Source organism: Mycobacterium sp. RTGN6 (assembly GCF_033804605.1).
GTDB lineage: Bacteria > Actinomycetota > Actinomycetes > Mycobacteriales > Mycobacteriaceae > Mycobacterium.
In genome coordinates this window covers 140,950-166,400 of the sequence record NZ_JAPZKZ010000015.1, presented here as the reverse complement: position 1 = coordinate 166,400, position 25,451 = coordinate 140,950, and the positions used below count along the sequence as shown (strand labels likewise).

At 68.1% G+C, this 25,451-nt stretch carries 27 protein-coding genes and 1 tRNA gene; 19 read left to right on the top strand and 9 right to left on the bottom strand.

The annotated features are described in order from the left end of the window. Together SLQ33_RS30775 and SLQ33_RS30770 are read right to left on the bottom strand one after the other, a co-directional pair. Window positions 1–926 (bottom strand): hypothetical protein (locus SLQ33_RS30775; protein ID WP_319457710.1); only part of this gene is annotated, 926 nt, incomplete at its 3' end. 189 nt (window positions 927–1,115) lie between these two features. Then, entirely contained in the window at window positions 1,116–1,496 is a 381-nt protein-coding gene (locus SLQ33_RS30770) for a lipopolysaccharide assembly LapA domain-containing protein (RefSeq protein WP_319457709.1), read from the bottom strand. A gap of 106 nt (window positions 1,497–1,602) precedes the next feature. Here SLQ33_RS30770 and SLQ33_RS30765 point away from each other — a divergent pair, with 106 nt between their 5' ends. From SLQ33_RS30765 to SLQ33_RS30745, 5 genes are read left to right on the top strand one after another with little or no spacing between them, the layout of a single operon-like run. Next, window positions 1,603–2,556 (top strand): ABC transporter substrate-binding protein, encoded by a 954-nt coding sequence (locus SLQ33_RS30765; protein ID WP_319457708.1) that lies wholly within the window; start codon window positions 1,603–1,605, stop codon window positions 2,554–2,556. A 7-nt stretch (window positions 2,557–2,563) separates the two neighbouring features. Next, window positions 2,564–3,664, top strand: coding sequence for an ABC transporter ATP-binding protein (locus SLQ33_RS30760; protein ID WP_319457707.1), 1,101 nt, complete (start codon window positions 2,564–2,566; stop codon window positions 3,662–3,664). Beyond that, window positions 3,664–4,338, top strand: coding sequence for an ABC transporter permease (locus SLQ33_RS30755; protein ID WP_319457706.1), 675 nt, complete (start codon window positions 3,664–3,666; stop codon window positions 4,336–4,338). The genes SLQ33_RS30760 and SLQ33_RS30755 overlap by 1 nt, the downstream gene beginning before the upstream one ends. Beyond that, window positions 4,335–5,120, top strand: coding sequence for an ABC transporter permease (locus SLQ33_RS30750; RefSeq protein WP_319457705.1), 786 nt, complete (start codon window positions 4,335–4,337; stop codon window positions 5,118–5,120). Before SLQ33_RS30755 ends, SLQ33_RS30750 begins: the two co-directional genes overlap by 4 nt. After that, the gene (locus SLQ33_RS30745) at window positions 5,117–5,722 is read left to right on the top strand and encodes a putative glycolipid-binding domain-containing protein (protein ID WP_319457704.1); all 606 of its coding nucleotides are present in this window, start codon (window positions 5,117–5,119) and stop codon (window positions 5,720–5,722) included. Before SLQ33_RS30750 ends, SLQ33_RS30745 begins: the two co-directional genes overlap by 4 nt. Here SLQ33_RS30745 and SLQ33_RS30740 read toward each other — a convergent pair. After that, window positions 5,685–6,629, bottom strand: coding sequence for a prephenate dehydrogenase (locus tag SLQ33_RS30740; RefSeq protein WP_319457722.1), 945 nt, complete (start codon window positions 6,627–6,629; stop codon window positions 5,685–5,687). The two genes, SLQ33_RS30745 and SLQ33_RS30740, sit on opposite strands and share 38 nt — an antisense overlap. Before the next feature lie 104 nt (window positions 6,630–6,733). Here SLQ33_RS30740 and SLQ33_RS30735 point away from each other — a divergent pair, with 104 nt between their 5' ends. The 3 genes from SLQ33_RS30735 to SLQ33_RS30725 all read left to right on the top strand — a co-directional run bounded on the left by SLQ33_RS30735 (window position 6,734) and on the right by SLQ33_RS30725 (window position 7,841). Continuing rightward, complete coding sequence (locus SLQ33_RS30735) at window positions 6,734–7,252, top strand: tRNA adenosine deaminase-associated protein (RefSeq protein ID WP_319457703.1); 519 nt, start codon at window positions 6,734–6,736, stop codon at window positions 7,250–7,252. Beyond that, window positions 7,249–7,701: a nucleoside deaminase gene (locus tag SLQ33_RS30730; RefSeq protein WP_319457702.1), complete on the top strand. Its 453-nt coding sequence runs from the start codon at window positions 7,249–7,251 to the stop codon at window positions 7,699–7,701. Before SLQ33_RS30735 ends, SLQ33_RS30730 begins: the two co-directional genes overlap by 4 nt. A gap of 49 nt (window positions 7,702–7,750) precedes the next feature. After that, a tRNA-Ser gene (locus tag SLQ33_RS30725) sits at window positions 7,751–7,841 on the top strand. Window positions 7,842–7,860: 19 nt separating this feature from the next. Here SLQ33_RS30725 and SLQ33_RS30720 read toward each other — a convergent pair. Then, window positions 7,861–8,748 (bottom strand): NAD(P)-dependent oxidoreductase, encoded by an 888-nt coding sequence (locus SLQ33_RS30720; RefSeq protein WP_319457701.1) that lies wholly within the window; start codon window positions 8,746–8,748, stop codon window positions 7,861–7,863. Between the two features lie 144 nt (window positions 8,749–8,892). On the opposite strand from SLQ33_RS30720, the gene SLQ33_RS30715 reads away from it, so the two are divergent. The 6 genes from SLQ33_RS30715 to SLQ33_RS30690 all read left to right on the top strand — a co-directional run bounded on the left by SLQ33_RS30715 (window position 8,893) and on the right by SLQ33_RS30690 (window position 15,731). Further along, entirely contained in the window at window positions 8,893–9,243 is a 351-nt protein-coding gene (locus SLQ33_RS30715; protein ID WP_413467746.1) for a winged helix-turn-helix transcriptional regulator, read from the top strand. A 59-nt stretch (window positions 9,244–9,302) separates the two neighbouring features. Then, window positions 9,303–9,740, top strand: a complete 438-nt coding sequence (locus SLQ33_RS30710; protein ID WP_319457699.1) for a hypothetical protein — start codon at window positions 9,303–9,305, stop codon at window positions 9,738–9,740. Further along, window positions 9,737–11,917: a peptidase domain-containing ABC transporter gene (locus SLQ33_RS30705; protein WP_319457698.1), complete on the top strand. Its 2,181-nt coding sequence runs from the start codon at window positions 9,737–9,739 to the stop codon at window positions 11,915–11,917. The genes SLQ33_RS30710 and SLQ33_RS30705 overlap by 4 nt, the downstream gene beginning before the upstream one ends. Next, window positions 11,907–14,981: a lantibiotic dehydratase gene (locus SLQ33_RS30700; protein WP_319457697.1), complete on the top strand. Its 3,075-nt coding sequence runs from the start codon at window positions 11,907–11,909 to the stop codon at window positions 14,979–14,981. Before SLQ33_RS30705 ends, SLQ33_RS30700 begins: the two co-directional genes overlap by 11 nt. Before the next feature lie 104 nt (window positions 14,982–15,085). Next, a complete protein-coding gene (locus tag SLQ33_RS30695; RefSeq protein ID WP_319457696.1) occupies window positions 15,086–15,301 on the top strand; it encodes a hypothetical protein in 216 nt (71 codons plus the stop codon). 199 nt (window positions 15,302–15,500) lie between these two features. Continuing rightward, a complete protein-coding gene (locus SLQ33_RS30690; RefSeq protein ID WP_319457695.1) occupies window positions 15,501–15,731 on the top strand; it encodes a hypothetical protein in 231 nt (76 codons plus the stop codon). Between the two features lie 21 nt (window positions 15,732–15,752). On the opposite strand, the gene SLQ33_RS30685 is transcribed toward SLQ33_RS30690, so the two are convergent. The 3 genes from SLQ33_RS30685 to SLQ33_RS30675 are packed head-to-tail and all read right to left on the bottom strand — an operon-like array spanning window position 15,753 to window position 19,097. Beyond that, window positions 15,753–16,973 carry an AGE family epimerase/isomerase gene (locus SLQ33_RS30685; RefSeq protein WP_319457694.1) on the bottom strand — a complete coding sequence of 407 codons (1,221 nt, stop codon included), beginning with the start codon at window positions 16,971–16,973 and terminating at the stop codon, window positions 15,753–15,755. Next, window positions 16,970–18,079, bottom strand: coding sequence for a LacI family DNA-binding transcriptional regulator (locus SLQ33_RS30680; protein ID WP_319457693.1), 1,110 nt, complete (start codon window positions 18,077–18,079; stop codon window positions 16,970–16,972). The genes SLQ33_RS30685 and SLQ33_RS30680 overlap by 4 nt, the downstream gene beginning before the upstream one ends. Before the next feature lie 10 nt (window positions 18,080–18,089). After that, window positions 18,090–19,097 carry a ketose-bisphosphate aldolase gene (locus tag SLQ33_RS30675; protein WP_319457692.1) on the bottom strand — a complete coding sequence of 336 codons (1,008 nt, stop codon included), beginning with the start codon at window positions 19,095–19,097 and terminating at the stop codon, window positions 18,090–18,092. A 133-nt stretch (window positions 19,098–19,230) separates the two neighbouring features. On the opposite strand from SLQ33_RS30675, the gene SLQ33_RS30670 reads away from it, so the two are divergent. From SLQ33_RS30670 to SLQ33_RS30655, 4 genes are all read left to right on the top strand, one after another. Next, entirely contained in the window at window positions 19,231–20,562 is a 1,332-nt protein-coding gene (locus SLQ33_RS30670; RefSeq protein ID WP_319457691.1) for an FGGY family carbohydrate kinase, read from the top strand. A 142-nt stretch (window positions 20,563–20,704) separates the two neighbouring features. Beyond that, the gene (locus tag SLQ33_RS30665) at window positions 20,705–21,742 is read left to right on the top strand and encodes a substrate-binding domain-containing protein (protein ID WP_319457690.1); all 1,038 of its coding nucleotides are present in this window, start codon (window positions 20,705–20,707) and stop codon (window positions 21,740–21,742) included. Window positions 21,743–21,746: 4 nt separating this feature from the next. Beyond that, complete coding sequence (locus SLQ33_RS30660) at window positions 21,747–22,766, top strand: ABC transporter permease (RefSeq protein ID WP_319457689.1); 1,020 nt, start codon at window positions 21,747–21,749, stop codon at window positions 22,764–22,766. Then, complete coding sequence (locus tag SLQ33_RS30655) at window positions 22,766–23,524, top strand: ATP-binding cassette domain-containing protein (protein ID WP_319457688.1); 759 nt, start codon at window positions 22,766–22,768, stop codon at window positions 23,522–23,524. Before SLQ33_RS30660 ends, SLQ33_RS30655 begins: the two co-directional genes overlap by 1 nt. Window positions 23,525–23,536: 12 nt before the next feature. On the opposite strand, the gene SLQ33_RS30650 is transcribed toward SLQ33_RS30655, so the two are convergent. Beyond that, complete coding sequence (locus SLQ33_RS30650; RefSeq protein WP_319457687.1) at window positions 23,537–23,977, bottom strand: hypothetical protein; 441 nt, start codon at window positions 23,975–23,977, stop codon at window positions 23,537–23,539. Between the two features lie 64 nt (window positions 23,978–24,041). After that, window positions 24,042–24,782, bottom strand: a complete 741-nt coding sequence (locus tag SLQ33_RS30645; protein ID WP_319457686.1) for an SDR family NAD(P)-dependent oxidoreductase — start codon at window positions 24,780–24,782, stop codon at window positions 24,042–24,044. Between the two features lie 77 nt (window positions 24,783–24,859). On the opposite strand from SLQ33_RS30645, the gene SLQ33_RS30640 reads away from it, so the two are divergent. Beyond that, window positions 24,860–25,447 carry a TetR/AcrR family transcriptional regulator gene (locus SLQ33_RS30640; protein WP_319457685.1) on the top strand — a complete coding sequence of 196 codons (588 nt, stop codon included), beginning with the start codon at window positions 24,860–24,862 and terminating at the stop codon, window positions 25,445–25,447. Window positions 25,448–25,451 lie beyond the last annotated feature (4 nt).

Below are 25,451 nucleotides of genomic sequence, written 5' to 3'. Positions count from 1 at the left end.
CACGCGGTGAGGTAGCGGCCAGCCCGCACGGGTTTGCGGGTGATGGTGTAGGACACCGACTTTCCGCCGATGATCCGCGCCTTCCATTCACCGGCGCGGTGGGCGAATACGGCCCGACCGGAGAGCAGGTAGCGGCCGCGGGTGGCGTTGGCCAGGTGTTCCAGGGGTTTCGGTAGCCGCACACTGACTTCGCCGTCGGGGGTGACGGTGATGGTGAGATTGCCGAACGGCTCATCGCCGGAGCCGTTGACGGTGATCCGGTACCGGGCCGCGTCCCAACGATCGCGCCACTGCGCCGGTGTGAGGCCCGCGGTGTCGAGGTGGTGGCGGGTCTTGGCCAGCCGTTTCCCGCCTTCGACCACCCGCACCCGGTTAGCGGCCCTGTCGGCCTCCACGCGGGTCAGCTCGGCGCGTAGATGCTGCAGCCGACGCTGCTTGGCGAACCGTTCCGCTTGGGTCGCATACCCTTTCGGTGACTTCGCTTCGCGTCGTGCTTTGCGCTGCGCGACCGTCAGCATGTCAAGGCTGGGTAGGGCTAGGCGCTTCTCGATCGTGGCGATCGCCGCGTGCAAGCCGACGATGTGGCGGTACTGCGCCTCACGGGACAGTCGGTACTGGTCGTCGTTGGCGGCGATGATCGCGTTGGCCCATCGCGCACTGGACTGTGCGGTCAACGCCTTCTTGCGGGTGTTGAGCCGGCCCCTGCGAGCGTCGCGCCGCGCACCGTTATCCAGATCCGGTGCCAGCGGCTCGGGACGACAAACCGTGCTCAGGTCAGTGCGGCGCAACCGGCCCAGATGCTCGGCCACTTGGTCGAGTACATGTTCATCGGCTGGTGTGGTCCGCAGCCGGGTCGTGATCGCCACCCCCGCCGGCGCCGCGACCGGCGTCACGCCACGCCATTGCCGCAACTTCTTGGCCGTCATAGAGCAACACCGCTGCTGGTCTCGGCTGCCACCGCGGCGCAACGCCGATTCGTCTCGCTCAACGCTGGCCGTGAACACCGTCGGCGAGTGCGTGCGCTCATCACCCGACCATCTCAAACGCCACCGACAAACGACCCCGTGACCGACCACGGCCAACCAACTGACCAACAGCTGGCAACCCGGAGTTGACTAGAACCCGGCCTTCAGGTTCTTCTTCGCGGCGCGACGCAGCTGCAGGATGCGCACCGTCCCCACCAGGAACGTCAACAATCCGCCTGCGATCGCGCCGAGAAGCAGTGCCACCCCGACGGGTAGCTGCCACGCCCACCCGAACAGCTGGACCGTCGTGTAGTCCATGTTCTGCATGATGAACACCAGCAGCAGGATCAGCACCAGGAAGCCGATGACCAGTGCCGTCCACAGCGCCCCCGCCCTGGTGAACTGGCCGGCCTCGTCCTTCGGCTTGGGGGCCTTGGTATCCGGGTCCGGATCGTTGACCTGCGGCTCGAGCGGTTCGGGCGGCAGCGGTTCGAGGTCGGGTTCCTTGGGTGTCGATGGTTCGCTGCTCATGGACCCATCTTGCCCCTCGTTGGCGTCGAGGAGAGTCAAACCAGGGCAAGAGCAGCGGTTGGCGGTTAGGGTCAGGTCAATTTGGTGACGCCGAAGGGACGCATCCATGAACCCCGCGCGACGAACCGTGTACCTCCGCGGGCTGGCGCTGCTGGCCACGTTGATTGCCTTCCTCGCCACGGCATGTGGCAGCGCGAACCCGCTCGGCGGCGGCCCGATCTCGGGCGACCTGAAGTCGATCAAGGTGGGCTCTGCGGATTTTCCCGAGTCCAAGATCATCGCCGAGATCTACGCACAGGCGTTGGAGGCCAACGGTTTCGACGTCAGTCGTCAGTTCGGCATCGGTAGCCGCGAGACCTACGTCCCTGCGGTCAAGGACCATTCGATCGACCTGATCCCCGAATACACCGGCAACCTGCTGCAGTACTTCGACAAGAACACCACCGCCACCGATCCCGACGCGGTGCTGTTGGCGCTGTACGACGCGCTGCCGGGCGACCTTTCGATTCTCACCCCGTCGCCGGCCAACGACCAGGACACCGTCGCCGTCACCTCCGAGACCGCGGCGAAGTGGAACCTCAAGACCATCGCCGACCTCGCCGCACACTCACCGGAGGTGAAGTTCGGTGCGCCGTCGGAGTTCCTCAGCCGCAAGGAAGGGCTGCCCGGGCTGAAGGAGAAGTACGGCCTGGACGTCGCACCCGCCAACTTCATCGCGATCAGCGACGGGGGCGGCCCCGCCACGGTGCGGGCCCTCGTCGAGGGGTCGGTCACCGCTGCCGACATCTTCAGCACCTCACCGGCGATCCCGCAGAACAAGCTCATCGTGCTCGGCGACCCGAAGAACAACTTCCTGGCCGCCAACGTGGTCCCACTCGTGGCGTCGCAGAAGCTGTCCGACCAACTCAAGACGGTGCTCAACGCCGTCTCGGCGAAGCTCACCACCGACGCGCTCATCGAGATGAACACGGAGACTTCCGGCAACGCCGGCATCGACCCCGACGAGGCGGCGGCCAAGTGGGTCAAGGACAACGGGTTCGACAAGCCGGTGGGGGGATAAACGCAACGTGATCACCTTCGACAAGGTCACCAAGAAGTACCCCGACGGCACCGTCGCCGTCGACGAGCTGACTCTCGACGTGCCCGACGGGACGCTCACCGTATTCGTCGGCCCCTCCGGCTGTGGTAAGACGACGTCGATGCGGATGATCAACCGGATGATCGAGCCCACCTCGGGCACCCTGACGGTCGACGGCAAGGACGTCACCAAGGTCGACCCGGTGAAGCTGCGGCTCGGCATCGGCTACGTCATCCAGAGCGCCGGGCTGATGCCGCACCTTCGCGTCGTCGATAACGTGGCGACGGTCCCGGTGCTCAAGGGCGAATCTCGGCGCAGCGCAAGGAAAGCCGCGTTGGGCGTGCTGGAGCGCGTCGGCCTTGACCCGAAGCTGGCCGAACGTTATCCGGCTCAGCTGTCCGGTGGCCAGCAGCAGCGCGTCGGCGTAGCGCGGGCGCTGGCCGCCGACCCCCCGATCCTCTTGATGGACGAGCCGTTCAGCGCCGTCGACCCGGTGGTGCGGGAGGAGTTGCAGACCGAAATCCTGCGGCTGCAAAGCGAATTGCGCAAGACCATCGTCTTCGTCACCCACGACATCGACGAGGCGATCAAGCTCGGTGAGAAGGTCGCCGTGTTCGGTCGCGGAGGCGTGCTCGAACAGTACGACGTCCCCGGCCGACTGCTGTCCAACCCGGCCAACGACTTCGTAGCGGGCTTCATCGGCGCCGACCGCGGCTATCGGGGGTTGCAGTTCGCCCCCGGTACCGGGCTGCCGCTCCACGACATCCGCACGGTCGAAGAGGCCGCCATCGACGCCCTGCAGCTGGGCCCGGGGGAGTGGGCCCTGGTGACCAAGCCGGACGGTTCGCCGTACGCGTGGATCGACGCCAACGGCGTCGGCCTGCACCGGCAGGGAAAGTCGTTGTACGACAGCAGCATTGCCGGTGGATCACTCTTCCTGCCGGGTGGAACGATGCGGTTGGCGCTCGATGCGGCGCTGTCGTCCCCGGCGGGGCTCGGAGTGGCCGTCGACGCGCGCAAACAGGTCATCGGGGGCATCAAGGCCGATGACGTCGTCGCGGCATTGAAGAACAAACGCGGGACCACCTAGTGAACTATCTGCTCACCCATCTCGACGACGCGTGGGAGCTCACGGTCATCCACCTGTGGTTGTCGTTGCTGCCGCTGGTGCTGGGTTTGGTTATCGCGGTACCGCTGGGCGCACTGGTGCACCGGACCAGGCTGTTGCGCAGGCTGACCACCGTCACCGCGAGCATCATCTTCACGATCCCGTCGCTGGCGCTGTTCGTGGTGCTACCGCTGATCATCCCGACGACGATCCTCGCACCAGCCAACGTCATCGTGGCCCTCACGCTGTACACCGTGGCGCTGTTGGTGCGCGCCGTCCCCGAGGCGCTCGACGCCGTCTCGCCCGCCGTGCTCGACGCGGCGACGGCCGTCGGCTACCGGCCGCTGAGCCGGATGCTGAAAGTCGAACTGCCACTGGCGATTCCGGTGCTGGTGGCCAGCCTTCGCGTGGTGGCCGTCACCAACATCTCGATGGTGTCGGTCGGTTCGGTGATCGGCATCGGCGGACTCGGCACCTGGTTCACCGACGGCTACCAGTCCGACAAGAGCGACCAGATCATCGCGGGCATCATCGCCATCTTCCTGCTCGCCGTCGTCGTCGACACCCTCATCATGTTCGCGGGCAAGGCCATCACTCCGTGGACAAGGGCGGGCCAAGTCAGCCGACGGGCGGCCCGGGCCAAGGCGGCCGCATGAACTTCCTCCAGGAGGCCCTGTCTTTCATCTTCACCGCCGCCAACTGGGCCGGCCCCGCCGGACTGACGGCGCGCGTGCTCGAGCATCTGCAGTACACGGTCGTCGCGGTGTTCTTCTCCGCGCTGATCGCCATCCCCATCGGGATGGCCATCGGACACACCGGCCGCGGCACGTTCCTCGTGGTCACCGGGGTGAACGCGCTGCGTGCGCTGCCCACGCTCGGCGTGCTGCTGCTCGGGGTGCTGCTGTGGGGGCTCGGGCTGGTGCCGCCGACCGTCGCGCTCATGCTGCTGGGCATTCCGCCGTTGCTGGCGGGCACCTACGCGGGCATCGCGAACGTCGACCGCAACGTCGTCGACGCAGCCAGGTCGATGGGCATGACCGAGGCCCGGGTGTTGCTGCGCGTCGAGGTACCCAATGCGCTGCCGCTGATCGTCGGCGGACTGCGCACTGCCACACTGCAAATCGTGGCGACCGCCACCGTCGCTGCGTACGCGAGTCTGGGCGGCCTCGGCCGCTACCTCATCGACGGCATCAAGGTGCGCGAGTTCTACCTCGCGCTGGTCGGCGCCCTGATGGTGACGGCGCTTGCGCTGATCCTCGATGCCGTCCTTGCGTTGGCGGTGTGGTTGTCCGAACCGGGCACCGACAGGTTCCGGCGGATGCCGCAGCCGCTGCTTGGCGACGAGGTTGCCCTTGAATCGGCGGCTTCGTCTCGATCTGGTGGCTCTTCTCAAGGCGGCTACGAAGCGAGGGCTCCGTCGCCTACGGTAGATGGGTGAGTGCAGCCCAGCCGCCCACCAAGGACGCCAACGACCCGGCCTGGCCGGCAATCTTGACGTGGCGCGCGCATGACGTGCCGCGGATGGAATCGGTGAGGGTGCAGTTGTCGGGCAACCGCATCAAGGCGTACGGGCGAATCGTCGCCGCTGCCACCCCGTCGCATCCGGCGTTCAGCGCTTCGTACGACCTGGTCACCGACGAGAACGGCGCCACCAAACGCCTGTCGCTGACCGTCACGCTCGCCGAACGTGAACGCCAGCTGTCGATCGCGCGCGACGAAGAGAACATGTGGATGGTTCAGGACCACCAGAACCAGACCAAGCGCGAGAGTTACGACGGCGCACTGGACGTCGACGTGGTATTCAGCCCGTTCTTCAACGCGCTGCCGATCCGGCGCACCGGCATCTACCGCAGCGTCGACTCGATCTCGATTCCGGTCGTCTACGTGCGGCTGCCGGACCTCTCGGTGGAGCTCGAGACCATCACGTACTCCAATGGCGCCGCCGGATTCACGCTGAACTCCCCGGTCGCCGACACTCCGATCACCGTCGACGCCGAAGGCTTCATCCTCGACTACCCCGGACTGGCAGTGCGGATCTGATCACGCCGCCTGCGCGCCCCGCCGCGGCGAGTTCGTTGCGCCAGTCGTCGGCCCCGACGGTGATCAGCGAGATGTCCGGCCGGCCGAAGCTGTCGTAGCGCATGCGGGCGGCGTGGCCGCTGTTGACCAGGTCGGCCACCGATCCGGTGCTGGCCAGCCCGTCGCGAGCGTGCACGAGCAGGTCGATGGCCCGGTCCAGGGCCGACGTCAGCTGTTCGGAGTTGGCCTCGCACATCGCGCGCACCAGGTCGGGGACCGTCGCCGCGACACGGGTGCCGTCCCGGAACGAACCCGCCGCCAGCGCGAACGCCAGAGGCACGTCGCCTGCCGTTACGGCGAGCGCCTCGGCGAGCAGGTGGGGCAGGTGCGAGATGGCCGCGGCGGCCGCGTCGTGCTCGTCGGAGCGGGCAGGCACGACGATGGCGCGGCAGTCCAGCGCGAGGTGCATGACCTGGGCCCACACTCCCGCGTCGACGTGGTCGTCGACGCTGATCACCCACGGCGCGCCGACGAAGAGGTGCGGGTTGCCAGCCGCCCAACCCGACCGGGCGGTGCCAGCCATGGGATGCCCGCCGACGTAGCGGTCCAGCAGGCCGTACTGCTGGACCAGTTGCAGCAGTGCACCCTTGACGCTGACGACGTCGGTGAGCGGGCAGTGGGGCGCCGTGGTGCGGATGTGGTCGAGCATGATGGGCAGCGCGGGCACGGGGACGGCGAGCACGATGAGTGCGTTCGTGGCGGCGGCGCGGGCCAGGACCTCGGTGAGGTGGTCGCTGGCGTCGAATCCGTCGAACCGGGCGGCCTCGACGCCGTCGATCGAGCGGTTGTAGCCGAAGGCCTCCCGGCCGGCCACCTTCAGGGCCCGCATCACCGATCCACCGATCAGGCCCAAGCCCAGCACGCACACCGGAGTCGTCACGCTCCTAGGTTGGCATACGGCTACGCCACGCTCGCGCCGGGCTTGATCTCGGTTCCTGGTCAAAGCCCTGGCGTGGGGCTAGCGTTACTTTCATGGGAGCACAGCGTGCACAGGCGCAAAACCAGGCCGCCGAACTCCCCGACGGCTTCGGCATTGCAGTCGTCCGGGAGGACGGCAAGTGGCGTTGCTCGCCGCTGCGTAAGGCTGCGCTGGGGAGTCTCGGTGCCGCCGAGACGGAGTTGCGGGAGTTGCGCAGTGCGGGGGCGGTCTTCGGGCTGCTCGACGTCGACGACGAATTCTTCGTGATCGTCCGGCCCGCCCCTGCGGGCACACGGCTGTTCCTGTCCGATGCGACGGCCGCGCTGGACTACGACATCGCGCAAGAGGTGCTCGAGAAGCTCGACGCCGACATCAGCCTGGACGACCTCGATGACGAGGACCCGTTCGAGGAGGGCGACCTGGGTGTGTTGTCCGACGTGGGGCTCTCCGAGGGTGTGCTGAGCATCATCCTCGACACCGACGACTACGCCGACGAGCAACTGGTCCGGATCGCGCAGGAGATGGGCTTCGGTGACGAGTTGACGGCGGTGCTCGACAAACTCGATCGGTGAGCACCGACGAGGACTGCGTCCGCCTTGCGCTCGAGGCGGCTGCGGCAGCCGATCCACGCGACGTCCCCATCGGTGCAGTGGTGTTCGCCGCCGACGGAACTGAGTTGGCCCGCGCCGCCAATGCCCGCGAGCAGTCTGGAGACCCGACCGCGCACGCGGAGATCCTCGCCTTGCGCGCGGCCGCCGCGGTCGTCGGCGACGGCTGGCGGCTGGAGGGCACGACGCTGGCGGTGACCGTCGAACCGTGCACGATGTGCGCGGGCGCACTGGTGATGGCGCGGGTGGCGCGGCTGGTGTTCGGCGCGTGGGAGCCCAAGACGGGAGCGGTCGGATCGCTGTGGGACGTGGTGCGCGATCGGCGGTTGTCGCATCGGCCGGAGGTGCGCGGCGGGGTGCTGGCTGAGGAGTGCGCCAGACCGTTGGAGGAGTTCTTCGCGCGGCAGCGCTGAGTTCGGCGGCGATTATGGGCCGTGGCGCGATGCCGGTAAGCTGCCCGACGGTGGCGTGTCCGAGCGGCCTAAGGAGCACGCCTCGAAAGCGTGTGACGGGTAACCCCCGTCCGAGGGTTCAAATCCCTCCGCCACCGCCATAACCGCCCTCCTGCTATTTCAGGCAAGGGCGGTTTTTGCGTGCATCAGGGCGTAGGTGGAGACCGGTTGACCCTTCTCTTCGCTTCGGGCAATCGCCTTGCGCCAGAAGGATTGGGCGGTGTGCGAGAAGGTGGCGTCGACGCCTACCTCTTCGCTGGCGTCGATGATGTGCTGCGCGCCAGCGTCCATCATCTTCAGGCTCGCCAAGGTGGCCCAGCCGCCGTTCTGGTTGGCGACCGAGAACTCCTCCATGAAGTAGGGGAAGGCGGCGGCAGAACGGATGGCGAACGGTACGAATTGGGCGACGCTGTGGCCGGAACGGTCGATGACCGCGGTCGCTTGGTCGAAGGCCAGCAACCAGGGATGGAAGATGGTCAACAGGGCCTGGTAGAAGACCTGGGCCAGGCCGTCGTCCGTCCCGAGGTATTCCTGCGGGCTCAGCGGGCGCAGCAGTTCGGCGTGTGCGTCGAACACCTCACGTGGACCGCTGTAGAAGATGTACGACGCCGGATGGGCGATGTTCTCACCGGCTGACATCACCCCGCCGGAGATGAACTGCGCACCGTGCTCGCGGACCCAGGCCGCACCCTTGCGCGCCTGCTCCGGGGAATCCGAGGACAGGTTGGCGATCACCTTGCCGGCCAGGTGCTCTGTCGCCGGACCGAGCACGTCGTACATCGCGGCGTAGTGGGTGAGGCTCAGGACGGTCACTTCGTTCGCATCCAGCGCCTCGGCCACCGATGCGGCAGGCTTGGCGCCCAGTTCGACCATGGCGTCGATCTTGTCGGTGCTGCGATTCCACACCGTGACGTCCACACCGGCCGCCAGGAAGGCTCGGACCATGCCCTGGCCCATCGGACCCAAGCCGACGACGGAGACTGAGCGGGAAGTGTGCTGCTCGGACATTTTGTGTCCCTTCGGTTCTCGGTGGATTGTTGTCGGCGCCGAGCTCAATACTCCGTCGCCGCAAGTAGAGTCGGGAAGACCGAACGTTGAGGTGGGGTTGCTTACCCAGAGGTTCGAATTCAGGTCAGAAGGAGTGCGGTGGACATGAGTAGTGACACAGCTCACGATGTATGCGGCATGAGCCTGGCGATCGATGTGGTCGGCGGTAAGTGGAAACTGCACTTGATGTGGGCGCTCGCCGGTGGGCCGCAACGCTTCGGCCAGCTTCGCAAGCTGTTGGCCGGTGTCAGTGAGAAGGTCCTCGCCGAAAATCTGCGCCAGCTCGAGGGCAGCGGCGTGGTGCACCGTGAGATCTACCCCGAGATTCCGCCACGCGTCGAGTACTCACTCACGCCGCTCGGCGAGGAGTTGGAAGTGGCGCTGCGCCCGCTGGAGGTGTGGGGCGATAAGAACCGGGACGAACTACTGGGGAATCTGCTCGCCTCGATCGACTAGGTTTCAGATCCGGCAGCACACCGGCGCCGCTGCAGCCACACTTAGCGGGTGAGGTCGTCGTGAGCGAGGGGGACGCGGTCGCTCGCGAGACGATCTTTCGCAAGAGTTGGCGCGACCGCCAGACGACCGGAGTTCGCCCGGGTGAGTTGATCAAGCAGCCCGGGTGGATCGATGCGGGACTCGTGGCCCTTGGCGTGCTGTTGGCCGCGGGCGCCGTGGCGGCCTCGACGGTGACGGTCGCTCGGACCGCGGCCTTGCCCGCGGTGGTGCAGGGCACGTCGGTCACGGCAGTGCGCGGCGAGGTGGCGCCCGCCCCGGGTACTTCTGCGCAGTACCGGGACGCATCCGGGACCACCGTCGACGCGGTGGTCGTCGAGGTGACCGCGACGGAAGTAGTGGCCAAGCTGGACCAACCCGGTTCCGCGTCGGCGGGCGAACTGCTGCTCCCAGCTGGGCGGCAACGGTTGATCAGCGTATTGCTGCCGAGGCTGGGGTGAGGTGGCGCCGGCGCGCGATCCCCTACATCGCGCAGGCCGAGATGGCCGATTGCGGTGCCGCCGCGCTGGCCATGGCGCTTGGCTATCACGGCAGGCACGTGTCGCTGGCGGAGATGCACGCGGCCACCGGCACCGGGCGCGACGGCGTGGACGCCCTACGGCTCGCCGAAGCCGCCACCTCCTACGGATTGCGCGCCCGCGGAGTCGCCACCGAACTCGATGACCTGGCCGTGCTGCCCCGCGGCACCATCCTCCATTGGGGCGCAGCGCATTTCGTGGTCCTGGACTCGACGTCACGCAACGGTGTCACCATCGTCGACCCGATGGCCGGGCGCTACCGGGTCGGCTGGCCCGCCGTCGGAGGCCTGTACAGCGGGGTCGCCATCATGCTCGAGCCTGCGGCCACGTTCGTCGCCGGCGGGCAGAAGGCGCCGGGAGCGCTGCACCATGCCCGCCGGATGCTGACCGGCTCCAGTGGAATCGGCAAGGTCCTGGCCACCTCGGTGGTGGTGCGGTTGATGGCGTTGGCGGTGCCGGTGCTTACGGGCATCGTCGTGGACCAGCTCGTACCCGCCGACGACGGGCGCCTGCTGAAAGTCGTTGCCGCAGTGATGGTCGCGTTGATCGGCTACTCGATGATCGCGACCTTCCTGCGGTCGCATCTGCTGCTGCGGCTGCGCAGCCGGCTGGACGTCGACATGACGCTGGGCTTCCTCGAACATCTGGTGGACCTGCCGTATACGTTCTTCCTGAAGCGCTCCTCGGGCGACTTGATGATGCGGTTGCGCAGCAACGCGACCGTCCGCGAGATCCTGACCACCGGCACCATCGCGGCACTGCTCGACGGCGCGCTGGCCGTGGTGTATCTGGTCCTCATCGTCGCGCTGTCACCGCTGCTGGGAGCTCTCGTCGCGGTGCTGGCCGTCCTCGAGGTCACGGTGTTGATGGCCGCGCGCCGACGCAACCAGCATCTGATGGGTGAAGCCCTGGCCACCGAGGCGAAATCGCAGTCGTATGCCTACGAGATGTTCTCGGCGGTGGAAACGCTCAAGGCGGCCGGCGCCGAGCGTCGCGCCGTATCGCACTGGACCAACCTGTTCATCGCCGAGATGAACGTCTCGCTGCGCCAGGGGCGCCTTTCGGCCGTGGTGGACACGGCGTTTCACGGGCTGGGGCTGCTGGCTCCGATCGCGGTGTTGTTGGTCGGCGCGTATCTCGTTGGCACCGGGCAGCTTTCGCTGGGCACCATGCTCGCGCTGGCTGCGCTGGCCGGGGCGTTCCTGGAACCCCTCGCCACACTGGTCGCGACGGCGTTGCAGGTCCAGCTGCTCGGCAGCTATCTGGCCCGTATCGACGACGTCCTCAACACCCCGACGGAGACCCAGGGGCGCGACCTGCAGCACGCCCCTCCGCTCGCCGGAGCGGTGCGTGCCGAAGGGGTCACCTTCCGCTACCAGCCGCACGGTCCACCGGCCGTCGACGGCGTCGACCTCGAGGTGAGCCCCGGCCAGGTGCTGGCCATCGTCGGGCGCTCCGGTTCGGGCAAGTCGACGATGGGACGACTGCTGCTTGGGCTCTACGCGCCGTCGGCGGGGCGCGTCCTGCTCGATGGGATCGACCTGGCCACCCTGTACCCGCGCAGTGTGCGATCCCAGATCGGGGTGGTCACCCAGAACCCGTACATCTTCGGACTGTCGATCCGCGACAACCTCATTCTCGGCGACCCCAGTCTGTCGCTGGAGCGGCTCGAGGCCGCCGCCGAACTGGCCGGCATCGCCGACGACATCCGCGCGATGCCGATGGGGTGGGAAACCCCGCTCGTCGACGCGGGCGCCTCCCTGTCGGGCGGTCAACGCCAGCGGTTGGCGCTGGCTCGGGCGCTGGCGCCTCAGCCACGAATCCTGCTCCTCGACGAGGCCACCAGCAGCCTCGACACCGTCACCGAGGCCCAAGTGCACGCCAACATCGCGGGGCTCGGGTGCACCGTCATCGTGATCGCGCACCGGCTGGCCACCGTGATCGACGCGGACCGCATCGTCGTCATGGATGCTGGACGGGTGGTCGAAACCGGCTGCCACGCCGAACTTTTAGCTGCGGGCGGACACTACGCGCAGCTGGTGGGCGGGCAGCTCGTCGGCGAGAAGCACGCAGGCGGGGGCGATTCGGATGTCCAGTAAAGCGTCGCTCAAGCCCAGTGGCTTCTTCGTCATGCGCGCACCCTTGCTGCCGTTGGAGGAGTTGGACCGACTGCGCGCCGACCCGACGTACTGGCGCACCTTGGCTGCGCGCCCGGAAGTCGCCGAGGCGCTGCACCTGGCGTCACCGGGGTTGATGCGCCGGTTGGCGGCCGGTGACCCAGATGACCGGGTGGCCGCCTCGGTGACCGCCTATCTGAGCCGAATGTGCACCCGTGCAACACCGTTCGGCTTGTTCGCGGGCTGCGCGTTTGGCGTGGTGGGTGACGATACGGCGCTGGTGGTCGACGGCCCGGAGGGCACGGCGCGGCACAGTCGCCCCGACACCGAGGTGTTGGCGGCACTGGTCGAGCGGCTACTGGTAGACCCACAGACGCGGCCCGCGATGGAGGTCGAACCCAACTCCAGCCGCTACCCCGCGGCCGGCGCGATGCGGCTCATCGAGAGCCGACTGCGAGAGGGCCGCCGCAGCCACCACTTGGTCGTGATCGAGGATGACGCGCCACTGCGGTGCGCGTTGGACGCGGCCTCCGGCGGCTGTTCGGTCGAGCGGGTCGTCGACGCCGTCGCGGCCCACGCCGGCGTCGAGCACGACGAGGCCCGCGACTACGTGGATGCACTGGTCGAGGCCCGCGTGCTGACCCCGGTGGCCGAGCCCGCGGTGACGGGCCAAGAGCCTTTGGCGTACGTGCTGTCGACGCTCAGCGGGCAGGGCCTCGCCGCGACGTTGGAGGCGTTGGAGCGGGTGTCCGGTGAGCTCGCCGCGCTGGATGCCGCCGGGCTCGGCAACCCGCCCCGGGCCTACGACTCCGTGGCCGCCGCGCTGCTCGAGTTGACCGGCGACGCCGACGGTGACGACGGGCGGCTGGTCCAGGTCGACCTGCACCGGGCCGGCGCGGGGCTGACCCTTGGGCCGGATACGGTGCGGCTGCTCACCGACGCAGTGGACCTGCTCTACCGGCTGACCCCGGCCGGTGAGGATCCGGCGCTCGGTCGTTTCAGGTCCGAGTTCGGCGCTCGATACGAGGACCGCGAGGTCCCCCTGATGGAGGCGCTCGACGAGGAGCTTGGCATCGGGTTCGACCGGTCGAACCATCCTGCCGCCGACGAGTCACCGCTGCTGGCTGGGCTCGACCTCGGCGGCGTGGCCTCGGATCACGTGTTCACCGCACGCGACGCAGTACTGCTCGAGCTGTTGATGCGGACCGGCGAAAGTGGTTCCAGCAGGCTTGAACTCGACGCAGATGCCATCGCTCGTCTTGCCGAGGCGGCGCCATTGCCGTTGCCCGACGCGCTGGCGGTCAACGCCAGCCTGCTCGACGACGGCATCGAGATCCACGCCGCCTACGGCCCTTCGGGCGCGGAGGTGCTCGGGCGTTTCTGTCACGGCGACCCCCGGCTGCACGACGCCGTGCGGGCCCACCTACGTGCCGAGGAGGCCCATACGCCGGGGGTGGTGTTCGCCGAGCTCGTCCACCTGCCCGAAGGGCGCATCGGCAACATCTTGGCCCGGCCGGTGCTGCGCGACTACGAGCTTGTTCTACTGGGACGCTCGGGGGCACCCGCGGAACGTCAACTGCGCGTTGATGAACTGACCCTGCGGCTCGACCGCGGACGGCTCGTCCTCTACAGCCCCCGGCTGGGCACCGAAGTTCGGCCGCGGCTGACCACCGCGCACAATCCGGCATGGCGTGGCTTCGGGGTGTACCGATTCCTCGCGGCGCTGCAGCATGACGGGGTGGCGAGCGCGCTCGGGTGGCATTGGGGTGCATTGTCCGTAGCGCCGACGCTGCCCCGCGTCACCTCTGGGCAGCTGGTGCTGGCCCGGGCCCGCTGGCGGCTCTCGGCGGCCGAGCTGGGCACCGTGACCGGACCCGACGCCGCAGCCGGTTGGGCGACGCTGACCCGCGACCGCGGGCTCCCCGGCGAGCTACTCATCGCCGACGGTGACAACCGGCTCTACGTCGACACCTCCAGCGCGGCAATGATTTCCGCCGCGTCGAAGGTATTGCGCGGGCGGTCGGGGGCGGTCGTCGAGGAGGTGCTCACCACCGGGGTCGCGACTGGGCCGCAGGGCCGTTTCGCCCACGAGCTCATCGTGCCGTTCTTGCGCCGCGGTGAACCCGCGCCGCCGCCGGAGCCGTGGACGGCGCCCCGGGCACGGCGCACCTTTGCCCCGGGAAGCGAGTGGCTCTACCTCAAGGTCTACACCGGCAGCGCGTCAGCCGACCGCGTCCTCACCGAAGCCGTCGGCCCCGTCATCGGGCGGCTGGGTGACACCGGGGTCGTCGACCACTGGTTCTTCCTGCGCTACGCAGACCCCGAGCATCATGTGCGGCTCCGACTGCACGGTGAGCCGGATGCACTGCGGAACAACGCATTACCCCAACTCACCGACGCGTTCGCCCCGTACCTCGCCGACGGAACGATCCGCGACGTCGTGCTCGACACCTACCACCGCGAGCTCGAACGCTACGGCGGCGACGCAGGCATCGAACTGGCCGAGCAGATTCACGCCGCGGACAGCGACGCCGTGCTGGAAGTGCTGGGCCTGCTCGATGACGACGACGGGCCCGACGTCCGATGGAAGATGTGCGTTTACGCGACCGATCGGCTGCTGGCCGACGCCGGTTTCGACATCCAACAACGGCGCGACTGGGCCAAGGCCGGCGCGGCCGGGTACCGCGGCGAGTATCCGAATGCGCACAACCTCGACTCGGGCATCGGAGCGCGCTGGCGTAGCGAGCGCGCGGACCTCACCGCGCTACTCGACGACACCGTGGAGCATCCGTACGAACTCGCACGCCAGGTGTTTCGGCGGCGGTCCGAGCGCCTCGCCCCCCTGCTGGCCGAGCTCGCCGATCGATCCCGCCGCGGGGCGCTGAGCCAACCGCTCCCGGACCTGCTGCACAGCTTCGACCATCTCCATGCGATCCGGCTGCTGCGCTCGGCCGCACGCACCCACGAACTCGTCGTGCTCGGTTTCCTCGATCGCCACTACGCAAGCCAAGTCGCGCGGGCGCCCCGCGGCGGCAGCACGAATTAAAGCCCGAAAAAAACCTCGAGAAAAAATGTCCGGCTGCGCGCAGTCGAATGCTCCTACCTGTGAGCGCGGCCAACCGGCGGCGATCACCCAACGAAGGAGACATCATGGGCACAAAGAGCACCAAGCTGGAGCTGCGCAAGCACAGCATCCGCACGCTCACCCCCAGCGAGCTGAGCATGGCTCACGGCGGTGGCGGCAACGGAACCGGAACGGGCACCGGCAACGGCACCGGCACGGGAACGGGCAATGGAACCGGCACCGGCACGCGGCACCCCAAGCCGCCGCCGCCCCCGCCTCCCACGAAGGTCATGATCTGGTGAGTGGCCACAACGACGAGTGACATCGCCACACCAGTCCACCGCCCCATAGCCGACTCGACGTCGGTTGTGGGGCGGTGTTCGTTCTGGGATGAGGCCGGTGTGCGCCAAGAATCCGCCAAGGCGTCCACCGCAGAGTCTGTGTCAACCGGCCACCACGACCGGCACCAGAACCGAACTCACGCCCACCCAAGGAGACATCATGCAGACCACCACACTCGCCCTGCGCCGCCGCAGCATCCGCACCCTGACCACCGACGAACTGCGCGGCGTCCACGGCGGCAATACGTCGCCCGCGCCCGCGACGACCAACGGTCAGACCGGTTCCAACCGCGAGAGCGGCACCACCATTACGACCGGTACCACCATCATCCGCCAGAGCCCCAGCGGCGGCACCTCCATCATCAAGCAGATATCGGTCAAGCCGAACTGACGACAGCGCGGTACGCACCGCTCAGCGCAGCAGCCCGTCACGAAGCGCGCGGGCTAGCGTCGGGGTCAGCGGCACCCGCGGGATGAGGGTGGCCTGCACCGCGTGGTACAGGTCCGGCTTGCCCTGCCACACCGTGGCCGCAGGCCTGTTGTCGGTGTCGAGCTCGTGGAACCACGACCCCCGCTCGACGTCGATCAGGTTGCGCCGCACGTAATCCCACCAGACGGCGTACCAGTCCGCGAACTGTTGCTCGGCAGTGCGCTCGTAAAGCGCTGCGGCGCAGTTGATTGCCTCGGCGACCACCCAGTGCATCCGTTGACGCACCACCGGGACACCGTCCCAGTCCGTTGTATAGACGAATCCGTCGGCACCGTCGGAGGCCCAGCCGTCCGCTACCGCACGGTCGAACAACCCCGTCGCCGCAGCCACCAGGCCGGGGTCCGGGGCCGTGGCCGCCTCGGTGTGCAGGATCAGTCGTGCCCACTCCAACCCGTGGCCCGGCGTGGCACCGAACGGTTTGAACTGGTCGCCCGGACGGTCCCGGTTGAGCTCCAGGTCGGGTTCCCAACCCGCGCTGTAGTGCTCGGGGATCCGGCCGGCGTGCGACAGCGAGACCTCCACGACAAATCGCACCACTGAAAGTGCCCGCGCTCGCCACGCATCGGCCTCGTCGGCTGGCACGGCGTCGGCGACCGCGAGCAGCGCCTCGACCGAGTGCATGGTCGCGTTCACCCCGCGGTAGTCGTGAGCTCGGGTGAACGCCACGTCCCAGGTGTCCACCGGCAGGCCTACGGCCTCGTCCCAGAAGTACTCCAGGTAGTCCGCCGTCGAATCACTGAGCAACGACTGGGCACCCGGGCGCCGAGCAAGCACCGCGCTGGCGGCCGCCAGCATCACGAACGCGTGGTCGTAGCAGCTCTTCCCGGCCGCGGTGACCGGTGACCCCGACGCGTCCAGCGCATGGAACCAGCCACCGTGCTCCCGATCGCGCAGCCGCCCCGTCAGACCCGCGAGCGCCGCGTCGGCGATCGGGCCGCTTCCGGGAACACCCAGCAGGTGACCCAGGCAGTACACGTACGCCATCCGGGCGGTGATCCACGTCTGTACCCCGAACTGCGGCGCTGGCACCCCTGCGTCATCCAGATAGGCGGCGCCGCCGGCCTCCAAGCCAGTCCGCCGGCCGAACGCCAGCAGGCGGACGCACTCGGCGGCAAGCCATACCCGGTCCGCGGGAAGGGTCACCCGCGCGCCCGCGATTGACGGCGAGCCACCGGCGGCCGAGAGAGGGGAACGGGTTCGACGCACCCGCAGGTCACCCCGTATTCGATATCGCAGTCCAGCAGCACCGATTGGTAAGGACGATCGGGCTCGTTCTCCCGCTCGGCCAACAGTTGCAGCGCGCGGGCGACCATCGTCGGCACGGGGAGCACCGCCTGCGTCGGCGGCAGCCCAGGGGCCGCAGTGTCACCGACACCGTCGAAGGTCACGACGGCGACATCGCGGGGAACCGAGAGCCGCAAGTGGCTTGCCGCCGTCATCACCGCCCAGAACATCCGGTTGCCGGTGGCGAGCACTCCGAACGGCGGCTCGAGCCGCGACATGAGTTCGATTGCGCCGTCGACCGCTTCATCCCGCGACGTGTGCCCGGCGCTGCTGGACGCCTCGAGCCCGGACTCTTCGACTGCGGCCAGGTACCCGAGCTGGCGCTCACGCACGCTGGAGATCGTCGCCTCGCCGGTGACCATCGCAATCCGTTGCAGCCCATGCCGATCGATCAGGTGTCGGGTCAGCGTGTACGCCGCGTCCTGGTTGCGGACCAGGACGTGGTCGACGCTGTCTCTGATGCCGTCGTGAGTGCGGTCGAGCACCACCGTCGGGACCCGCTTGGCGACGTCGGCAAGGCTGGGCGCGCCGGTGGGGAGTACGACGAGTCCGTCCACCCGCTGCTGCCGGAACAGCCGGAGGTACTTCTCCTCCTTCTCCGGACGTTCGCTCGAGATCCCCAGGAGCAACGTCTGACTGCTGACCGACAACCTCTTCTCGAACTGATGAATGAGCCCGGCGAAGAAGCCATTTCGGATGTCGGGGACGATGATGCCGAGGAATCCCGACTTGTTGGTACGCAACACTCGGGCCCGGTTGTCGGTGACGTACCCGAGCTCCTCGACCGCGATGAGCACCTTTGCGCGCAGCTCGTCGGTGACGTAGGGCTCATCGTTGAGTACCCGCGAGACCGACTTGATGGACACCCCGGCGTGCTGCGCGATGTCGGTCAACCGTGCGGCGCGCTGAAAACCCCGCGGTTGATCGGTACCGGTCGACGCCCCACCCGGGTTGCCGTCGTCCATGACGGGGAGACTAGCCCCGCACCAGCGCCGCCGCCGCGACGAACGGCTCGGCGTCGGCGAAGTCGCCGGCCCGGCCCGCTTGCCCGAAGACCACCATGCGCTCGGCGATGATGTCGCGCATCGCCTCCCGGCCCGCGCTCAGCCCAGTTGCCGGGTCGACCGTCACGCCGTCGCTGGCCAGGCTCCGTCGCAGCGCCGCCATGAACGCCATGTGGGAGTCCATGCCCTGGTTGATCTTGGTGACGCCGAGCTTGGTCGAACGTGCCTTCTCGTCCTCTGGCACACCCCAGGACTCCGGCAAGGTTCCCCCATGGGCGTTGATCACCGCGCGCAGGTCCGCAGGCAAGGAGGACGAGCCATGCATGACCAAGTGCGTTCCCGGCACCTTCTCGGCGATCTCCTCGATCAGCCTCATGTGCAGCACGGAACCGTCAGGGGGGCTGGAGAACTTGTACGCACCGTGCGAGGTTCCGATCGCCACCGCGAGCGCGTCGACGTGCGTCTGCGCGACGAAGGCTTCCGCCTCAGCGGGGTCGGCGAGCACGATCTCCTTGTGCGTCCCGCCGTCCTCCGAACCGCCGATCGTGCCGAGTTCGCCCTCGACCGAGACACCGCGTGCATGCGCAAATTCCACCACCTCCGCCGTGACGGCGACGTTCGCCTCGAAGCTGGCCGGCTGGTGGGTCTGCGGGTCGAGGCTGCCGTCGATCATGACGCTGCTGAACCCTGCGTCGATCGCACGGCGGCAGGTAGCCGCGTCGGGCCCGTGATCGAGGTGAACCACGGTCGGAACCGACGAATACCGGTCTACCGTCCGCAGCAGCAGGTCCCAATACAGTTCATCGGATCCGAAGGCGGAGGAGCCAGCGAGCGTCTGGACGATGACCGGCGATCGGGTCTGTTCCGCCGCGTCCAGAACCGCCTCGACCTGCACGAGATCGGTGACATTGAACGCCCCGATACCGTAGCCACCGCGCCGGGCCGCGTCCAGAGCGGTGCGAAGGGTGATGAGCGTCATTGAATGTCCTCCTGAGAACCTTGGCTCGGTCGGCCGGCTGTTGCGGCCTTGTCTTCTCTGACAACGATAGACAGACTACTGCGACAATTGCTAGCGGGGAACCCCAACCCGTCGCCGGTCGACAGGAGGTGCGATGCACGACGACGTGCTGATCGGCATCGATATCGGCAGTTCCGGCACCAAGGCGCTCGCCTACGACCGCGCGGGTGTCGTCGTGGCGGCGCGCACAGTGCCGACACCGACCCGGCGATCCGACGGCGGGCTCGACTTTCCGGTGCTCGACGTCCTTGCCGCGGCCGAGCAGGTGCTCGCCGAGGTGGTCGCCACGGTCGGCCCGGTGGCCGGCGTCGGCATCGCCTCAATGGGCGAGGTCGGCACGATTCTGACCGACCGGCAGCTAGCTGACCTGCACTTTCCGGCGTGGTACGACGACCGCGGCGCCGACGTCGTGGCTGCGCTGGAAGCTTCGTACGGACGGCGAGAACTCGCCACGGTCACCGGCGGGCACGCGCGGGCGACCTCGACGATCGCCAAGCTGGGCTGGCTCGCCGCGCACCGGGGGTGTCCGCCTGGCACCTTCCTCGGGGTCGCGGGGGCACTGGCGTGGCGCCTCACGGGCGCCGTCACCCAGGAGGCCGGTTTGGCGTCGACCAGCGGCGCCTTCGACCCCGTCGGGCTGCGCTATCTGCCCGCGCTCTGGAACGCCGCCGGGCTACGATCCGTCACACCACCGGGCGTGGAACCCGCAGGCACCGGCAAGCCTGCAGGCGCGACGCTGGCCCGCACACTCGGTCTTCGACCGAGTTGTCCCGTGGTCATCGCGGGCCACGACCACCCCGTCGCCGCCGTGGGCACCGGCGCCGCGCCCGGCGACGTGGTCGACTCCGTGGGCACCAGCGAGGGCCTGCTCGTCGCGATGTCCCGTGAGCAGCTCGCCAAGGCGGCAGGTCCGGGACCGTTGGTCGCTGACGGCTTCACGATCGAAACCTGGCCGGGCACAGCCGATCTCGTGGTCATGGCGGAAGGTCTGCGCCCCGGGCTTGCCATGCAAACATTGCTCGAGGAGTCCACGACCAGCAGAGCCGCGCTCGACGCCGCCGCACCGCCGCCCGGTATCGCCCCCGACCTCGACCGGAGCGAATCGCTCGCGCTCGAGCGCGGCGAATTGGGGAAACTCCGGTGCGATCCCCTCACCTGGGCGAGCGTCATCGATCACTACGCACGGCTGGCGGCCGACCAAGAGGCCGCCCTTCGGGCCGACTCCGCCGCCGCCGGCCGGACCGTGCTGACCGGCGGCGGGACGCGGTCCACCCGCTGGATGTTCGCAAAACACTGGTTCGGCGCCCAAGAGCCCGTGATCTCCGACATCACCGAGACCGTCACCCGCGGCGGTGCGGCGATCGTAGGCGCAGCGCTGGGCTGGTGGCCCGACGCTGCGGCGATGCCCGGGACCGGCTCGTCGTAAGGCCGACGCCGAAGCGGGACGATTCAAGACAATCGAAGAAGGATCTAGACAACGATGTCAGAAATGTGAATGATGGCGGCTACAGGACGGGCCGCATGTGGCGCTCGTCACCAAAAATCGTTCTCGACGAGGAGAAAATCCCATGCAAAGTTCCGACTCACGGCGCACACCGTTGCTGACCATGCTTGCCCTCGTCTCGGCGGCCGGCCTCGTTGCGTGTTCCTCGGGGACCAGCGGCGAAACCGGGAGCGCCTCCGGCGGCCAGGAAGGCGGCCTGCGGGTCGCCTTCGTGACCAAGCCGCTGGACAACACGTATTTCGGCGCGATGGTCAGCGGGGCCGAGGATGCGGCCAAGAAGCTCGGCGTCACCCTGAACGTCCAGGCCGCACAGAACGTCTCGGACGACACCGGGCAGGCGTCCAAGCTCTCGGCGCTGGTCTCGGAGGGCTACGGCTGCTATGTGGTCAATCCGACCAGCCCCACAAACCTGATCACTCCGCTGGCGCAGGCGGGTGACGCCACGGTCGTCAACATCGATCTGGAGATGGACCTCGACGCGGCCAAGGCCGAGGGCGTCAACCTGCGCACGTACATCGGCACCGTCAATGAACAAGCCGGCGCCGCGGGCGGCGAGGCGCTGCTCAAACTCGTCCCCGAGGGTTCGAAGGTGGCCGTGATCGGCACCCTGGCCCAGGACGCCGGCAACATCGCACGCCAAGCCGGCTTCCACAGCGTCGTCGACGGCAAGCTTGACACCGTCCAGACGGTCTCGGCCGACGCCGACCGCGTCAAGGCCAAGAACGCCGCGGCAGCGATCATGCGCGCCAACCCCGAGGTCAAGGGCTTCTTCACCCCGGCAGGTACCCAGGCCATGGGCATTCAGGAGGCCATCGAACAGGAAGGCCGCACGGGCGACGTCGTCGTCGTCGGAGTGGACGGCACCAAGGAGGAGCTGCAATCCATCGTCGACGGCAGCCTCGCCTCGACCGTCGAGCAGTTCCCGTACTTGATGGGCTACCAGGCGGTTCAGGCCTGCATCGCCGCGTCTGACGGGAAGAGCCTGCCCGAGCGCGTCGACACCCCGGTCCTGATCGTCGACAAGTCCAACGCCGCTGACGCGTTGGCCACGGCCCCGGCTCCTCCGGCAGGTTTCAACGTTCCCAACCCCTTCGAGGGCTGACTCGATGACGATCGGAACCGTGCACGAGGCAGCCGCCGAGGAACGACCCGCCGCGAAGGACGCGCTGCGGCCATCCCGCTGGCACCGGGTCGCGCGCGTCGCCGCGCTTGAGGAGACGTGGACCAAGGCCACTGCGCCGACGGCACTGGTCGTCGCGTTCGTGGTGTTCTCGCTGGTGGCGCCGAACTTCGCGACCTGGCACAACGTCAACGCGATGCTCGCCGACGCCGCGATCCCCGTGCTGCTGGCCGTTGGCATGACGTTCGCCGTCATGCTCGCCGGTATCGACCTGTCCATGGCCGCGACGCTGGCACTTGCCAGCGTCGTGTTCGGCCTCGGCTACCAGGCCGGGTGGGGGTTGTTCGGCTCGTGTCTGCTGGCGATCGGCGTGGGTGTTCTGGTCGGCGCGGCGAACGGATTCTTCGTTGGCCGCGTCCGCATCCCGGACATGATCGTCACTCTCGGCACCATGGGCGTCGTGATGGGCATCGGGCTGGTCGCCTCGCGCGGAATCCCGATGCCGATCGCCGACGACACCCTCCGGATCATCGCCAGGGAGTCGCTGGGTCCGTTGCGGTGGAACTTCGTCATCGTGCTCGTCATCGGCGCGCTGCTGCACATCGTGTTGACGCACACCGCAATCGGCACACACCTCCTTGCCGTCGGCGACAGCATGGATGCCAGCAAGGCGATGGGCATTCGGGTGCCGCGCGTCAAGCTCGTCGGGTACATGATCGGCGGTGCCCTCGCCGGCATCTCGGCGATCTTCTTGATCCTCTACGTCGGATCGACGCAGCCAGCCGTCAACACCGACTACGTCATGAAGGCCGTCGCGGCCACGGTGCTGGGCGGCACCAGCCTGTTCGGCGGGCGGGCCACGGTGTGGGGACCGATGCTCGGCGCGGTGCTGCTCACCGTGGTGCAGACCGGGCTGACCATGGTGGGTGTCGAGGCGTTCTTCGAGCCGGCCGTGGTGGGCGTCATCGTGCTGGCGGCGGCCACCCTGATGCGGGGGCGCAAGTGATGACGAGCACCGCTGAGCACAAGATCCAGGTCACCGAGCTGACCAAGTCCTTCGGAAACGTCGAGGCACTCAAGAGCGCGTCCCTGTACGCGCGTCCCGGTGAGGTCACCGCGATCGTCGGCGACAACGGCGCAGGCAAGTCGACCCTGATCAAGTGCCTCTCGGGCTATCACGCACCCGACGGCGGACAGCTCCTCGTCGACGGCAAACCCGTTCACTTCGGCTCGCCGCTGGATGCCCGACGCGCCGGCATCGAGACCGTCTATCAAGACCTGGCGCTGGCCGACCAGCTGACGGTCTGGCAGAACATCTTCCTGAATCGGGAGTTGACTCGCGGATTGGGGCCGCTGCGCTTCATCAGGCGGGCCGAGATGCGGCGCCAAGCCCACGACCTGGTTTCGAGTCTGGCGGTCAACGTTCCGTCCGTGACGTCGACGGTCAAGCGCCTCTCCGGCGGACAGCGGCAAGCCGTGGCCATTTCGCGAGCGGTGATGTGGTCCAACCAGTTCGTGATCATGGACGAGCCGACCGCCGCGCTCGGCCTGCGAGAAACCGCCCAGGTCGAGGAGCTCATCCGCCGCATCGTCGGCGGTGGCACGTCGGTGCTGATCATCAGTCACAACTTCGAGCAGGTCATGCGGCTGTCCCAGCAGGTGTGGGTGATGCGCGCCGGACGCGTCGTGTCGGGAGCGCGCACCGCCGACGTGACCGGAGCCGAGCTCGTCGCACAGGTCACCGGGGCGAATTCGTTCACCTGATCGCGGTGCGACTTAGTCGAGCCCGTCGTAGACCTTCTTGTAGTACGTGGACAACGCCCGTGGCCCGATGAATCGCATCGTGGTCACCCCAATGAGTGCGATGAGATTCTTCGAGGTCTGCTCCCACACCCCGTGGACCGAACTGCCGCCGCCGGCGGTGGGCGTCGCGGTCAGCGACATGACGCTCCCCGCCGCGATCGCATCGCTGTCCACGACCGTCAGCGTCACGGTGCCTGGCGTCGACCAGTCGTAGTGCCACGTGGCCCACAGCTTCGGAAAGTCCTGGCCTTCGCGGATGTCGGCCTCGGTCTCGCCGAGGTGATACACCTCGAACGCCTTCTCCGACGATGCCGGCCAGCGATGCGGTCGGTTCGGTGAGAAGTCGGTCATCAACTCGATGACCTGGTCGGGTCTGGCAGTCGTGACGAAGTCGAAGTCGAATCTGGCGTGCACTGCCCGAACGTATCAGCGCGGTTGTCCCACAACGGGATTCTCGACCGTGTCGGCACTGCGCCCCTCAGTGGTAGACCTGAACCTCGCCGCCGTCGACGAACACCTCACTGCCCGTCATGAAGCTGGACTGCGCCGTCGACAGGAAGAGCACCGCCGCGGCGATCTCGTCGGGGTCGCCAAGGCGGCCCATCGATGTCGACCCCGCCGCCCACTGGAGGAACCCGTCGGGTGCGGCCCCGCGCAGCCCCGGAGTGTCGGTCGGGCCGGGGACGACGATGTTCACCCGGAAACCGCGTGGAGCGAGCTCGGCCGCCCACACACGGACGAACTGACGCAACGCGGCCTTCGTCGCCGAGTAGGCGCCGAAGCCCGGAATGCCCCGATACGCCGAGCTGGATCCGTTGACCACGATGCTCGCCCCGGCATTCAACAGCGGAAGAGCCTTCTGAACGGTGAACACCGTCCCGCCCACATTGACCCCGAACACGTGCTCGAGCCCCTCCGGGGTGATGTCGTCGATGGTCGCGAGCTCGCCGATGCCGGCATTCGCGAACACCACGTCGAGACCGGCCCCGCTCGCGCGCACTTCATCGAACAGCCGGTCCAGATCAGAGGGATCGGAAACATCGCCCACCACTGGGACGGCCCGCTCGCCCAACTGCTCCGCCGCGGTGGCGAGTGCGTCCTTGCGCCTGCCCGTGATGAACACCCGCGCGCCTTCTGCGATGAATCTCCGTGCCGCCCCGAGGCCGATCCCATCGCTCGCGCCCGTCACCAGCGCCGTCTTGCCGTCCAGCTGTCCCATCGTGTTCTCCTCCGTTATGGACCAATCGTTCTAAAACAGTTCTACACCAATCGGTCCAAAACGGGTACTCTGGTGTCGTGGCACGCCCGAGAGCATTCGACGAAAGCGCCGTCATCGAAGCCGCGCAGGACCGGTTCTGGTCATTCGGATACGCGGCGACCGGCCTCGACGACCTGGTCAAGGCGACCGGCCTGAGCAAGGGCAGCATCTACAACACCTTTGGCAACAAGCGCGCGCTCTATCTGCGCACCTTCGAGCGCTACTGCGACGGCGTCGTCGCGCAGGTTGCCGCGCATCTCGACGGTCCCGACGAGACGGCCGTCGAACGGCTGCGCGCACTGCTCGAAGGGGTCGCAGGAGTCAGCGCCTCCACGGCGGTGCCGCGGGGCTGCTTCCTCGCGAAGGCGACGGCCGAACTCGCCGCGCTCGATGACGACGTGCAAGCCGTGGCACGACGCACCTTCGACCAGCTGGAGAACCTTCTCGTCGGAAACGTCAAGGCGGCTCAGCGGGCCGGCGCCATCGACGCCTCCCGCGATCCCAGGAAGACCGGCCGACACCTGCTCGCGACACTGCGCGGACTCGAAGCCTTGGCCTCCGCCGGGACGGAACGAGACGTGCTGATGGATGCGGTCGACAGCCTGACCGAGTCGATCCTGGACTAGCCGG